We start from the raw sequence: 12,963 nt of genomic DNA on the forward strand, positions 1-12,963 counted from the left end.
CGGAGTGTTGCGTCCCGCCCCGCTGGTTAACCTGAATCAAACAGGCCAACGGACTACCGCTCATGAAAACGCTTTCGACCACCCTTAACATCGAAGACGATCCACGCTGGGCCGCCGTGACTGCCCGGGACCCTCGGGCAGACGGGCAGTTTGTCTATGCGGTCAAAACCACCGGCATCTATTGCCGCCCAAGCAGCCTCGCACGCTTGCCGAAGCCGCAGAATGTCGAGTTTTTCGACACCGCCGAACAGGCCGAGGCAGCGGGTTACCGGCCGAGCAAGCGCGCCGGCAAGGATCAAAGTGAAGTCGCCGCGCAGCATGCCGCGACCGTAGCGACGGCCTGCCGCCAGATCGAATCTGCCGAGACGTTACCTTCGCTCAATCAACTGGCCGACACCGCCGGACTGAGCCCGTTTCACTTCCACCGCATATTCAAAGCCGCCACCGGCCTCACACCCAAAGGCTATGCCGCCGCCCATCGCTCGCGCAAAGTGCGCGAACGCTTGGCTGACGGTGGTTCAGTGACGGATGCGTTGTATGACGCGGGATTCAATTCCAACAGCCGATTTTACGAGGCAGCCGATCACGTGCTGGGCATGAAACCCGGCGACTATCGCGCTGCCGGGCAAAACAACGACATTCGTTTCGCCGTCGGCCAATGCTCGCTAGGGGCGATTCTGGTCGCGCAAAGCGAACGCGGGGTGTGCGCAATTCTGCTGGGCGATGATCCGCATCAACTGGTCTGCGATCTGCAGGATCAATTTCGCAAGGCGAATCTGATCGGCGCCGATGACGGTTTTGAGCAGTTGATTGCCAAGGTCGTAGGTTTTGTCGAAGCGCCGGCGATTGGCCTGGATTTGCCTCTGGATGTCCGTGGCACGGCGTTTCAGGAGCGCGTGTGGCAAGCGCTGCGGGAAATCCCCGCTGGCAGCACTGCCAGTTACGCCGACATTGCCCAACGCATCGGCGCCCCAACGTCCATGCGTGCCGTGGCCCAGGCGTGTGGCGCCAACCGGCTGGCCGTGGCGATCCCCTGCCATCGCGTGGTGCGCAGTGACGGCAATCTATCCGGCTATCGCTGGGGTGTTGAGCGCAAACGTCAGTTGCTTGAGCGTGAGCTGACTTAGCGAATACCGATATGGACCGCGACTGACTCGGGGCCGGTGTAGCTTTCGAAATCAGTCGCGTAGCGTCGTTGAATTTGTGGGTTGGCCTCGAAGAACGTCCAGATCTTGCCCCAGGTGGCAATCACCGCATCAGGCAACGGCCCCTGCGCCTCGAACACCAGATAGTCGCCTGCTTCAATGGTGACTGACTGGAAATCCAAAGAGGCCTCATCCACCGCAACACCCGCCGTGACATCGAATGCGCCAGAGGCGTCGGACTCATAAGCCGAATACACGCCGTAGATCGGAGAACCGGCGCGTTTGCCGGGAATACCCTCGGCCAAGCCCTTAGCGAAAAACTCACCCCACATCGGGTCAATCTTCGCTGTTCCAGGGTTGGGTTCTACTGCATTGGTCGTGCGCACACGCAGACCCGAGACCGTGAACGCGTCGATCTGCTGTCGTTTCAAGTCCATCGAAAAATCCGCTCCCTGCTGATTGAGTGCGGCTGTGCAGCGCCGCGATGGCGATTACTGTGTCAGCGATTGACGTCTACCACAACCCGTCCGCGCAGCTGTCCCGCGAGCAGTTTTGGCGCTGCGTCGATCGCTTCGCTCAAGGCGATTTCGTGACTGATCAATGACAACAAGGCGAAGTCCAGATCCCTGGCCAAACGGTCCCAGGCGTGCAAACGTCGCGCCTTTGGCTGGGTGACACTATTAATCCCGGCCAGCGTAACGCCACGCAAAATGAACGGCGCCACGGACGCCGGAAAATCCATGCCCTGAGCCAGACCGCACGCAGCAACCGTGCCTTCGGCGCGGGTACTGGCGCAGGCATTCGCCAGCGTGTGGCTGCCAACAGAGTCGATCACCGCCGCCCAGCGCTCTTTGGCCAAGGGTTTGCCCGGCTCGGACAACGTGGCGCGATCAATGATTTCGCTGGCGCCCAATTGCCGCAAGTATTCATGCTCGGCGACCCGGCCAGTGGACGCTACCACGCGATAGCCGAGCTGGCTGAGCAGTGCGATGGCGAAACTGCCGACCCCGCCATTGGCGCCCGTGACCAGCACCTCGCCCTGATCCGGCGTCACGCCGTTGCGCTCGAGCGCCAGAATGCACAGCATCGCCGTATAACCCGCCGTGCCGATGGCCATCGCTTGCGCTGCGGTAAAGGCTTTGGGCAACGGGATCAACCAGTCGCCATTGAGCCGGGCTTTCTGTGCCAACCCGCCCCAATGGTTTTCGCCCACTCCCCAACCATTGAGCAGGACTTGGTCGCCGACTTTATAGTCCGGGTGCGAGCTGACCTCGACCGTTCCGGCCAGATCGATCCCCGGCACCATCGGAAACTTGCGCACCACCGGACTGCTGCCGGTAATCGCCAGACCATCCTTGAAATTCAGCGTGCTGTAGGCGACGCGCACCGTTACATCGCCTTCGGGCAACTGATCGTCATTGAGTTGCTGAAGATTGGCGCGATAACCGCTGTCGTCTTTGTCGATCACAATGGCATTGAACATGATGGCCTCGCAGGACGGATTTTCAGAATGTCGTGCGTTGAAATACCACATCGCAACACATTGCCACACTCGACTTTCTGCCAATCCGCGAATCGACCGGGTATTTCCATGACGGGCGACTATGCTTTTTCGACGACCGTGGATTCGCGGTTTTTTCCCAGGCAAACGGTCTGTCGATGGAGCTGACAATGTCTTACCCGCGTGCGCTGTTCATGATGTTGATGGTGGGTCTGCTGAGCATTGGCAATACTTGGGCGGCGCCTGCCAGCAAGGCTACCGAGGCGGCACCGAGCGAGCCGGCCTGGCCTCAGGTCATCACCAGCGGCAAGGCCAAACTGACGTTGTACCAGCCGCAACTCGACAGTTGGGATGGCTACACCCTGAACGCGCGCGCCGCCGTCGAAGCCAGTGGTGCCGATGGCAAATCCACCTACGGTATCGTCCAGTTCAGTGCCCACACACTCGTCGACAAGGCCACGCGCTGGATCGCGCTCGACCAGTACAAGATCATCAAGGCGGATTTCCCGGCGGATGCCAGTCAATCGCAGACCTGGCTCGCGGCCCTGCAGAAAGACGCCGACAGTCGCAAGAAAACCATTTCGCTGGATCAACTGGAAGCGGCCGTCGGCGTGCTCTCGGCAGAACAGAAAGCCGACAGCGCGCCACTGGAAAATACCCCGCCCACCATTGTCAGTTCCGATGTCCCGGCGCTGCTGGTGTACATCGATGGCGATGCGGCCTATCGGCCTGTCGAAGGCACCGACTTGCAGCGAGTGATCAACACGCGTCCGCTGCTGCTCAAGGATGCGCAAGGCAAACACTATCTGCATGTCTTCGATGGCTGGATGGTTGCCGACCGATTGAACGGTGATTACGCCCGCCTGCCCTCGCCACCGGCTGATCTGGAGCAAGCCAAACAGGCCGCGATCAAGAGTCGGCAAGTCGACTTGCTGACCGGTCAGAGTGATCCCAAAGACAAGGTGCCCAGCCTGGCCAAACCGCCGCAACCGAAAATTTTCATCGCCACCACACCTACCGAACTGCTCGTCACCGATGGTGCCGCGCAATGGTTGCCGATTCAGGGCACCCGCCTGTTGTACGTGAGCAACACCACCGGACACATCTTCAAGGAGATTGGCGACCAGAACAGTTACGTGCTGATCTCCGGGCGCTGGTTTCGCGCCAATGACATGAATGGGCCATGGACGTTTACCTCGGCGGATAAACTGCCTGCAGATTTCGCCAACATTCCCGATGACAGCCCGAAAGAGAACGTCAAAGCCTCAGTCGCCGGCACCCCGCAAGCCAAGGAAGCCGCTATTGCTGCGACGATTCCACAGACTTCGGCGATCAAGAAAAGCGCTGTGAAAATGACCGCGCCACAGTTCGATGGCGAGCCACAACTCAAAGCCATCAACAGCACGCCATTGCAATACGTGGTCAACAGCGCCACGCCGATTATCCGCGTCGACAACGACAGTTGGTACGCGGTCGAAAACGGTATCTGGTTCACCTCCACCACGGTCAACGGACCATGGGTTGTGGCCAGTGTCGTGCCGGCGGTGATCTACTCGATTCCGCCAAGCTCGCCCATGCATTACCTCACCTACGTCAAAGTCTACGAGGCCAGCGGCGACACCGTAGTGGTCGGTTACACCCCCGGTTACCAAGGTTCGAATCTGGACCCGGCCACCGGCGTCGTGGTCTATGGCACCGGTTATCCGTATACGCCGTGGGTGGGTAACGTCTGGTATGGGCCGCCCGTTACTTACGGCTTCGGTGTCGCCATCCGCTACACACCCTGGACAGGCTGGACGTTCGGTTTCGGTTTCGGCTGGAGCTGGGGCGGCAGCACGGTCGCGATGGGTTGGGGATGGGGCGCCTATCCGTGGTGGGGCAATTACGGCTGGGGTTACGCCTGGGGCCCGCACTTGTATCCCGCGCCGCTGGCGTGGGGCGGCGCGGCTTACGGTTATCACGGTGGCGCAGTGGCCTGGGGGCCCGGCGGCTGGGCAGGCACCACCGGCAATATTTATCATCAGTGGGGAGATCGAGCGACTGTCAGCCGCTACGGCGCGGGTTATAACGCCTGGACGGGCAATCGCTGGGCCGGTCAGGTCGGTTCCTCCTACAACTCGCGCACCGGGGTCGCCGCTGCCGGGCAACGTGGCGCAGTGCACAACGTCTACACCGGTAACTACGCCGCCGGGCGCAGCGGTGAAGTGGTCGGCCCGAACGGTGGGGCCATCGCCGGTGGCCGCGTGACTGCGGGAAATGTGCGCAACGGTACGCAAGTGACGGCCAATCGCGGCGCGGTCTACAACCCCAACACCGGCAACACCACGCAATTTGGCGGCATTCATGGACGCAACGGCGGTGCCGCGCACATCGGTGACAACGTTTACGCCGGCCACGATGGCAACGTGTACAAGAAGACCGACAACGGTTGGCAGTCAATGGTCGGGGGCGGCGGCACACGAACAGCACCGATCAACAACAATGCGCAATTGCAGAACCTCAACCGTGAATCCGCTGCACGCAATTTTGGTAACCAGCGCACCAACAACTTTCACAACTCTTCGCAATTCATGAACCATTCTTTTGGCGGCGGTGGAGGTGGCGGCTTTCACCGCCGCTGAAAACCTGAACAACAGGTTCTGAATTTCGAACTGGCCCTGAGCCGGGTTTTACTGCTAAAAAACCGGCTCTGCCCGTTTCGTTGTTCGGAGAACCGCTGTCATGAGCCAATGGCCAGATACCCGCATTCTTGATCTTCTCGGCATCGAGTTGCCGATCATTCAGGCGCCGATGGCCGGTGCAACGAACGCATCCATGGTGATCGCCGTGTGCAACGCCGGTGGCCTCGGTTCGATGCCGGCGGCGATGCTGAGTATCGAGCAATTGCGCGAAGCCCTGCAGACCATTCGCCAACACACCACCAAACCGTTCAACGTCAATTTCTTCTGCCATCAGCCCCCAGCGGCGGATGAGCAACGCGCGAGTGCCTGGAAGAATCTGCTGGAACCTTACTACCGTGAACTGGGCGTCGATTTTGATGCGCCGACGCCGGTGTCCAACCGCGCGCCATTCGATGCGGCGGCATGCGAAGTGCTGGAAGAGTTTCGCCCGCAGGTGGTGAGTTTCCACTTCGGTCTGCCGGAGCAATCCTTGCTCGATCGAGTCAAGGCCACGGGAGCGAAAATTTTGTCCTCGGCCACCACTGTCGAAGAAGCCGTATGGCTGGAGCACAACGGTTGTGATGCGATCATCGCCATGGGCTATGAGGCTGGCGGTCATCGCGGGATGTTTCTCAGTGAAGATTTGAGCAGCCAGGTCGGCACGTTTGCGCTGCTGCCGCAGGTCGTCGATGCTGTGAGTGTGCCGGTGATTGCCGCCGGGGCTATTGCTGATCCTCGGGGTGTCGCGGCAGCATTCATGTTGGGCGCAGCGGCGGTGCAAGTGGGCACGGCGTATCTGTTCACGCCAGAAGCGAAGGTCAGTGCCGCGCATCACCAGGCTCTGCGTTCTGCCAAAGAAAGTGAAACCGCCATCACCAATCTTTTTACCGGCCGCCCGGCGCGGGGTATTCTCAACCGCGTGATGCGCGAGCTGGGCCCGATGTCGCCGGCGGCACCGGCCTTTCCGTTAGCTGGAGGCGCGTTGATGCCGTTGCGGGCGAAAAACGAATCGCAGTTTGCCAACCTCTGGGCCGGTCAGGCGTTCACCTTGGGCCGCGATGTCGGCAGCGCGGAGCTGACCCGGCAATTGGCCGAGGGTGGACTGCAGAAACTGACTCAGGGTCAAGAGCGATCACGATGAGCGATGCCACCCCTGTTGGCATTGCTTAAAGCAACACTTTCCGTTTAGCGGCATTTCGCTATATATTTCGCTATATAGCGATTTCACCCCTCGCATCGGGCGGTCCACCTCCAACAATAACTGCCCTCTGCACACGCCAACAACGGAGCTGTTACATGACCATTCGTGCCTCACGTTTTGCCCCTACCTGCCTGGCCACCTTGTTGGCGGTGTTTGCCGTCGGTGCCGCCCAGGCTGATGAAGTGCAAGTGGCTGTCGCAGCCAACTTCACCGCACCGATCCAGGCGATCGCCGCCGATTTCGAAAAAGACACCGGGCACAAACTGGTCGCAGCCTACGGCGCCACCGGTCAGTTCTACACCCAGATCAAAAACGGCGCGCCGTTTGAAGTGTTCCTCTCGGCAGACGACACCACTCCGGAAAAACTCGAGAAGGAAGGCGATACCGTCAAAGGCTCGCGCTTCACTTACGCCATCGGCACCCTGGCGCTGTGGTCGGCGAAAGAAGGTTACGTTGACGCCAAAGGCGAAGTTCTGAAAAAGAACGAATACCAGCACCTGTCTATCGCCAATCCAAAAGCGGCGCCATACGGTCTGGCTGCCACCCAAGTGCTGGAAAAGCTCAAGCTGACCGAAGCAACCAAAACCAAAATCGTTGAAGGCCAGAACATCACTCAGGCCTACCAGTTTGTTTCCACCGGTAACGCCGAGCTGGGCTTCGTTGCTCTGTCGCAGATCTTCAAGGATGGCAAAGTCACCAGCGGCTCGGCGTGGATCGTGCCGGCCAGCATGCACGACCCGATCAAACAGGACGCGGTAATCCTCAACAAAGGCAAAGACAACGCCGCCGCCAAGGCTCTGGTTGAATACCTCAAAGGTCCGAAAGCCGCGGCGGTGATCAAGTCTTACGGCTACCAGCTCTAAATGTCGCTGACGAGTGCCGATTTCGCGGCGATCTGGCTGACCCTGAAACTGGCGTCCCTGACCACCGCGATCCTGCTGGTGGTCGGCACTCCGATTGCCCTGTGGTTGTCGCGCACCCGTTCCTGGTTGCGCGGCCCGATCGGGGCGATCGTCGCCCTGCCCCTCGTGTTGCCGCCGACCGTGATCGGCTTTTACCTGCTGTTGATGATGGGCCCGCACGGCTTTCTCGGCCAGTTCACCCAATGGCTGGGCCTGGGCACCCTGACGTTCAGCTTCACTGGGCTGGTAATCGGTTCGGTGATCTATTCCATGCCGTTCGTGGTGCAACCGTTGCAAAACGCGTTCTCGGCAATCGGCACCCGCCCACTGGAAGTGGCCGCGACCTTGCGCGCCAATCCATGGGACACTTTTTTCAGCGTGATTCTGCCGCTCGCTCGGCCTGGGTTTGTGACAGCGGCGATCCTCGGGTTCGCGCACACCGTCGGTGAATTCGGCGTCGTGCTGATGATCGGCGGCAACATCCCCGACAAGACTCGCGTGGTTTCGGTGCAGATCTACGATCACGTCGAAGCCATGGAATACGCGCAAGCGCACTGGCTGGCCGGTGCGATGCTGGTGTTTTCGTTCCTGGTGTTGCTGGCGCTGTACTCCAGCCGCAAGACTCGCGCTGGCTGGAGCTGATCGATGATCGATGCACGTCTGCAACTGGCTTATTCCGGCTTCAACCTCGACGTCGACCTGCACTTGCCGGGCCGCGGCGTCTCCGCGCTGTTCGGCCATTCCGGCTCAGGCAAGACCACTTGCCTGCGTTGCATTGCCGGGCTTGAACGCGCCGAACACGGTTACGTGCAAATCAACGACGAAATCTGGCAAGACAGCGATAACGGCATTTTTGTCCCGCCACACAAGCGCGCACTGGGTTATGTGTTTCAGGAAGCCAGCCTGTTTCCACACTTGTCCGTGCTGGCCAATCTGCAATTCGGCCTCAAGCGCATTGCCAGATCCCAGCGTCGCGTCGACATGGCGCAAGCCACCGAACTGCTCGGCATTGGCCATTTACTCGAGCGTCATCCGCAGCATTTGTCCGGGGGTGAACGCCAGCGGGTCGGCATCGCCCGCGCCTTGCTGACCAGTCCGAAACTGCTGCTGATGGACGAACCCCTCGCCGCGCTCGACAGCCAGCGCAAAAGCGAAATCCTGCCATACCTGCAACGCCTGCACGACGAACTGGATATTCCGGTGCTGTACGTCAGCCACGCACAGGACGAAGTCGCCCGTCTGGCCGATCACCTGGTGTTGCTCAGCGAAGGCAAAGCGCTGGCCAGTGGCCCGATCGGCGAAACCCTTGCGCGCCTCGATCTGCCGATGGCCATGGGTGATGACGCGGGCGTGATCATCGAGGGGCAAGTCAGTGCCTACGATGCTGAGTATCAATTGCTCAGCCTGCAATTGCCCGCGACCGCAATGAACATCCGCGTGACGCACGCACCGATGTCAGTGGGCCAGGCCCTGCGCTGCAAGGTGCACGCGCGCGACATCAGTCTGACTCTGCAAAACAACGAACTCAGCAGCATCCTAAATCGCCTGCCGGTCACAGTGGTCAGCGAGCAGGCGGCGGACAACGCCGCGCATGTGCTGATCCGTCTCGACGCCGGCGGGACGCCGTTGCTGGCGCGGATCACACGGTTCTCCCGCGATCAGTTGGGCGTGCATCCGGGCCAGCAACTCTGGGCGCAGATCAAGGCTGTCGCCGTACTTGCGTAAATCATTCGGCACCACGGCAACGGCGCGCGGTCAATGGTTTTACAGACCACCGCGCCACCGAAGGAAGCCGCCATGCCCGATACCGAGTTGATCGATGCTCTGCCATCCGACCTGCACTATGTCGATGACACGCAGCCCGGTATCACCCGCAAGAAACTGCGCGGTAAATTCAGTTATTTCGAGCGGTCCGGCCAGCGCATCACCGACCCCGACGAGATCAAACGCATCAACGCCCTCGCCGTGCCGCCGGCTTACACCAATGTGTGGATCTGCCCCGACCCGCGCGGCCATCTGCAAGCCACCGGCCGTGATGCCCGTGGCCGCAAGCAATATCGCTATCACTCGCGCTGGCGCGAAGTGCGCGATGCTGACAAGTATTCGCGTCTGCGTGAATTCGGGCTGGCATTGCCAAAACTGCGCAAGCAACTGGAAACGCTGCTGGAGGCGCCTGGATTCAGTCGCGACAAGGTCATGGCCACAGTGATCACCTTGCTCGACGCCACGCTTATTCGCGTCGGCAATACACAGTACGCCCGTGACAACCGCTCTTATGGTCTGACCACGCTGCGCAGCCGCCACGTTGAAGTCAACGGCAGTGCGATCCTGTTCCAGTTTCGCGGCAAAAGCGGCATCGAACACCAGATCACCGTCAAGGATCGGCGCCTGGCGCGCATCATCAAGCGCTGCCTGGAGATTCCCGGGCAAAACCTGTTTCAGTACCTGGATGAAAACGGTGAACGACACACGGTCAGTTCTTCGGACGTCAACGCCTACCTGCAAACGCTCACCGGCGCCGACTTCACCGCCAAGGATTACCGCACCTGGGCCGGCAGCGCCCTCGCATTGGCGGTGCTGCGAGAGCTGAGCCATGAGACGGAGACCGAAGCCAAGCGGCATGTGGTGGAGATGGTCAAGGGTGTCGCCAAGCAGCTGGGCAATACGCCTGCGGTGTGTCGCAAGTGCTACATCCACCCCGCTGTGGTGGAAAAATTCATGCTCGGCGCCCTCGCCGAATTACCGCGACCGCGCATTCGCAAAGGCTTGCGTGCCGAGGAAGTGGCGCTGGCAATGTTTCTCGAACGCATGAGCGAGATGACAGACACGCCTTGATCGATTGCCCATCGTCCTCTAGGCTAGCCACCTTTCTCCCTCCCAGGACGACCGCAGAAGTGAACAACCCGGCCCTTTAAAAATGCATTCGCGACACGCCGTCAACGGCGCATGTCAGTTTTCACGACATTTTTCTGGAGGTGCCGATGACTCACGTCTCGCGTACGCCTGCACTCGTCTCTCTGAACCAATTGAGCTTTCAATTCGCCAACGGCGAGACGATTTTCGACGCACTGAATCTCACGTTCGATCACGTGCCGACCGCCATTGTGGGGCGCAACGGGGTCGGCAAAAGTGTGCTTGCACAGCTGATCGCCGGCTATCTGCAGCCTACCGCTGGCAGTGTGGTGCAAGCGGTAGCAGTGCGGTATGTCCCGCAAATATTCGTCGCCATGTCCGGCCAGTCGATCGCCGAAGCGACGGGCACGGCTTCAGTGCTCGCGGCCTTGCAACGGCTGAAACTCGGTAGCGCCACCGATGACGATTTCGACACCATCGGCGAGCAATGGGACCTGGCAGAGCGCCTTCGCCAGCTTCTCGACGAGGCCGGGCTCAGTGAGCTCGATGCGACGGATCTGACGGAACATCTCAGCGGCGGTCAGCAGGCCCGGATCGCCCTGATTGGCGCACTGTTGAGCCAGGCGCAATTGCTGATACTCGATGAGCCCACCAATCATCTGGACAGCGCCGGCAGGCAATGGCTGATGAGCAGGCTCGAACAATGGCGCGGCGGTCTGATTGTGGTCAGCCATGATCGGCAGTTGCTGCAACACATGCGCAGGATCGTCGAACTCACGTCGTTGGGCGCGACGGTGTTCAGCGGCTGTTACGCGGATTTCGTAGAACAACGCCAGCGCCAACGGGCGGCGGCTCAGGCGCAGCTTGATCAGGCACGCATTGAGCGCCAGCGGCACCGCGCGCGTCTGCAACGCGAGCACGACACGATCCAGCGTCACGCCGCCGGCAGCCGACGCAATGCCGAAACGGCCAACGTCTCCAGCATGGAGCGGTCGGCCATGAAAGCCGCCGCGAAGGACATCATGGGCCAGATCAAAGTCGGCCATCAGGCCCGTAAAGCCGATCTGGACGAGCGAGTTCGCGAGGCATACGCCCGAGTCGTGCCGGATGACGGAGTGTTGATCAACCTGCCTGGCAGTGTTGTGCCCAGCGGTCGCCAAGTGTGCACGTTGGTGGACGCCTGTCTGCCGTGGCTGCCGGTGGATGCGTTGACCCGCCGCGTGAATCTGAACATCCACGGCCCGATGCGCATTGCCATCAGTGGCCCGAACGGCTGTGGCAAGTCGACCCTGCTGAAAATGCTCGCGACAGAACTGGCACCTGTGAGCGGTGAATGCAGCACCCATGTGCCTTTTGCGTTTCTCGATCAGCAACTGAAGATACTGGATGCCCAAACCAGCATCGTTGAACAATTGCAGGCCCAGCAGACACCGCTCAACCAAGGCACCTTGCGCAGTTACCTGGCCCAGCTGCAACTGAATGCACAACGCGTGACGCAACCCTGTGACTTGCTCAGCGGCGGTGAACGGCTGAAAGCCGCTCTCGCATTGGCGTTATGGCGCCAGACGCCGGCGCAACTGCTGTTGCTCGATGAACCGACCAATCACCTTGATTTGTCTTCGGTACAGGCATTTGAACAAGCCTTGCAGACATTTCCGGGCGCGATTGTCGCCGTTTCCCACGATCTGACCTTTCTCCATGGGTTGCATCCCAGCCATTGGCTCACTTGGCACCCCGCCGGCTGGCACTGGCAACCGACGAGTTGAGCTGTCTATTTTTTGCACGATTGCCGCAGGCTTCTATAGTTGATCTGACACGAATCAACTGCGGTGACGCCATGGAAGACATTTTCGTCGTGAAGCGTTGCAACAAGATCATTATTCACGGTCGGCGCGCCGGCGAAAGCCAGCACGATCCCGCCGAAGCCATTGGCTGGTTTCGCATCTGCGACACCCGCACTGGCGGTTTCATCGGCGACGGCTACGACGCCCAGGAGGACGCACAGCGCGAATGTCAGCGCCTCAATGCAGTCAGTTCGCCCATACCGGCCCGCGAGGTTTCCGGCTGATGCCGATCATAACCGGGTCTATACTGAAACCAGCTGAGGGAGCAGCACCCCAACGGCACAAGGCTCGCCACTCGCGGGCTTTTTGCTGCAGCTCAGCGGTTTCATAGAACGGAGGTGTTCCATGTCCGAAAAAGAGTCCATCACCACCCTCCTCACCCTGCTCGACGCCCGGCAGGCGCGCCTCGCAGCCGCTTGCAAGGAGATCGCCGACTGGGTCGATCACCAAGGCGGCCATCCGACAGCCCTGCGCATTCGTGATCGGCTGAACGACATCGAGAAGGATGCCCCGCTGATTCGCAACACGTTGTCGGCGCTCAAACCTGTGGATCGGCCACTGCCACGCTTCAGATAATCATCACGGTACCAACCAATCGCCCCGCCGCAAGGTTCGCGGGGCGTTGAACGGCAATTGCAGTGTTGCCGAGTGATCGATTGCGCGGCACTTTCAGACTTTCCTGGCCAAACTGTTTCTTTTCACACAATCCTCACATCTGCGCGCTTACAGTGTGAACGAGCCCCATGAAAGACAGGACACCGTTTCCCCCTTACGATAAGGGATAGGCAAACGGTTATGTTTATGACTAACAGCAACGATAAGAGTGGGGAGCTTTTGGGCCAGGAGCGGCGGCGCCG

12 protein-coding genes and 1 pseudogene are annotated in these 12,963 nt (G+C 60.3%); 11 read left to right on the forward strand and 2 right to left on the reverse strand.

The features are described 5' to 3' along the window. Positions 1-62 precede the first annotated feature (62 nt). Positions 63-1,127 (forward strand): bifunctional DNA-binding transcriptional regulator/O6-methylguanine-DNA methyltransferase Ada, encoded by a 1,065-nt coding sequence (gene ada, locus EJA70_RS26855; protein ID WP_158834909.1) that lies wholly within the window; start codon positions 63-65, stop codon positions 1,125-1,127. Here the strand turns inward: ada and EJA70_RS26860 are convergent. Both EJA70_RS26860 and EJA70_RS26865 read right to left on the reverse strand, forming a co-directional pair. Further along, the gene (locus tag EJA70_RS26860) at positions 1,124-1,582 is read right to left on the reverse strand and encodes a GyrI-like domain-containing protein (RefSeq protein WP_158834912.1); all 459 of its coding nucleotides are present in this window, start codon (positions 1,580-1,582) and stop codon (positions 1,124-1,126) included. The two genes, ada and EJA70_RS26860, sit on opposite strands and share 4 nt — an antisense overlap. A gap of 62 nt (positions 1,583-1,644) precedes the next feature. Then, positions 1,645-2,628, reverse strand: a complete 984-nt coding sequence (locus tag EJA70_RS26865; protein WP_158834915.1) for an MDR family oxidoreductase — start codon at positions 2,626-2,628, stop codon at positions 1,645-1,647. A 188-nt stretch (positions 2,629-2,816) separates the two neighbouring features. Here EJA70_RS26865 and EJA70_RS26870 point away from each other — a divergent pair, with 188 nt between their 5' ends. From EJA70_RS26870 to EJA70_RS26910, 10 genes and pseudogenes are all read left to right on the forward strand, one after another. Beyond that, positions 2,817-5,267: an autotransporter gene (locus tag EJA70_RS26870; protein ID WP_158834918.1), complete on the forward strand. Its 2,451-nt coding sequence runs from the start codon at positions 2,817-2,819 to the stop codon at positions 5,265-5,267. A 100-nt stretch (positions 5,268-5,367) separates the two neighbouring features. Further along, positions 5,368-6,447, forward strand: a complete 1,080-nt coding sequence (locus EJA70_RS26875) for a nitronate monooxygenase family protein (protein WP_158834921.1) — start codon at positions 5,368-5,370, stop codon at positions 6,445-6,447. Positions 6,448-6,602: 155 nt separating this feature from the next. After that, complete coding sequence (gene modA / locus EJA70_RS26880) at positions 6,603-7,370, forward strand: molybdate ABC transporter substrate-binding protein (RefSeq protein ID WP_008082689.1); 768 nt, start codon at positions 6,603-6,605, stop codon at positions 7,368-7,370. Next, positions 7,371-8,051, forward strand: coding sequence for a molybdate ABC transporter permease subunit (gene modB / locus EJA70_RS26885; RefSeq protein WP_008082690.1), 681 nt, complete (start codon positions 7,371-7,373; stop codon positions 8,049-8,051). 3 nt (positions 8,052-8,054) lie between these two features. Then, positions 8,055-9,134, forward strand: coding sequence for a molybdenum ABC transporter ATP-binding protein (gene modC, locus EJA70_RS26890; RefSeq protein ID WP_158834924.1), 1,080 nt, complete (start codon positions 8,055-8,057; stop codon positions 9,132-9,134). A 72-nt stretch (positions 9,135-9,206) separates the two neighbouring features. Beyond that, the gene (locus EJA70_RS26895; RefSeq protein ID WP_158834941.1) at positions 9,207-10,244 is read left to right on the forward strand and encodes a DNA topoisomerase IB; all 1,038 of its coding nucleotides are present in this window, start codon (positions 9,207-9,209) and stop codon (positions 10,242-10,244) included. Positions 10,245-10,504: 260 nt separating this feature from the next. Continuing rightward, positions 10,505-10,858: pseudogene (locus EJA70_RS31475) on the forward strand (ATP-binding cassette domain-containing protein); the annotation flags it as partial. A 648-nt stretch (positions 10,859-11,506) separates the two neighbouring features. Next, a complete protein-coding gene (locus EJA70_RS31480; protein WP_371924624.1) occupies positions 11,507-12,028 on the forward strand; it encodes an ATP-binding cassette domain-containing protein in 522 nt (173 codons plus the stop codon). A 71-nt stretch (positions 12,029-12,099) separates the two neighbouring features. Beyond that, a complete protein-coding gene (locus tag EJA70_RS26905; protein ID WP_158834930.1) occupies positions 12,100-12,330 on the forward strand; it encodes a hypothetical protein in 231 nt (76 codons plus the stop codon). Between the two features lie 121 nt (positions 12,331-12,451). Next, positions 12,452-12,682 (forward strand): hypothetical protein, encoded by a 231-nt coding sequence (locus EJA70_RS26910; protein WP_008082703.1) that lies wholly within the window; start codon positions 12,452-12,454, stop codon positions 12,680-12,682. The last annotated feature ends 281 nt before the right edge of the window (positions 12,683-12,963 follow it).

The sequence above is a fragment of the Pseudomonas sp. PB103 genome (assembly GCF_009764635.1).
In the GTDB taxonomy this organism is placed as follows: domain Bacteria; phylum Pseudomonadota; class Gammaproteobacteria; order Pseudomonadales; family Pseudomonadaceae; genus Aquipseudomonas.

What these genes read in the sequence shown, in the direction of transcription:
- modA (WP_008082689.1), top strand. Translation starts at nt 6,603, where the DNA reads ATGACCATTCGTGCCTCACGTTTTGCCCCTACCTGCCTGGCCACCTTG.
- EJA70_RS31480 (WP_371924624.1), top strand. Translation starts at nt 11,507, where the DNA reads ATGCGCATTGCCATCAGTGGCCCGAACGGCTGTGGCAAGTCGACCCTG.
- EJA70_RS26895 (WP_158834941.1), top strand. Translation starts at nt 9,207, where the DNA reads ATGCCCGATACCGAGTTGATCGATGCTCTGCCATCCGACCTGCACTAT.
- EJA70_RS26875 (WP_158834921.1), top strand. Translation starts at nt 5,368, where the DNA reads ATGAGCCAATGGCCAGATACCCGCATTCTTGATCTTCTCGGCATCGAG.
- EJA70_RS26865 (WP_158834915.1), bottom strand. Translation starts at nt 2,628, where the DNA reads ATGTTCAATGCCATTGTGATCGACAAAGACGACAGCGGTTATCGCGCC.
- EJA70_RS26910 (WP_008082703.1), top strand. Translation starts at nt 12,452, where the DNA reads ATGTCCGAAAAAGAGTCCATCACCACCCTCCTCACCCTGCTCGACGCC.
- EJA70_RS26870 (WP_158834918.1), top strand. Translation starts at nt 2,817, where the DNA reads ATGTCTTACCCGCGTGCGCTGTTCATGATGTTGATGGTGGGTCTGCTG.
- EJA70_RS26905 (WP_158834930.1), top strand. Translation starts at nt 12,100, where the DNA reads ATGGAAGACATTTTCGTCGTGAAGCGTTGCAACAAGATCATTATTCAC.
- modC (WP_158834924.1), top strand. Translation starts at nt 8,055, where the DNA reads ATGATCGATGCACGTCTGCAACTGGCTTATTCCGGCTTCAACCTCGAC.
- EJA70_RS26860 (WP_158834912.1), bottom strand. Translation starts at nt 1,582, where the DNA reads ATGGACTTGAAACGACAGCAGATCGACGCGTTCACGGTCTCGGGTCTG.
- ada (WP_158834909.1), top strand. Translation starts at nt 63, where the DNA reads ATGAAAACGCTTTCGACCACCCTTAACATCGAAGACGATCCACGCTGG.
- modB (WP_008082690.1), top strand. Translation starts at nt 7,371, where the DNA reads ATGTCGCTGACGAGTGCCGATTTCGCGGCGATCTGGCTGACCCTGAAA.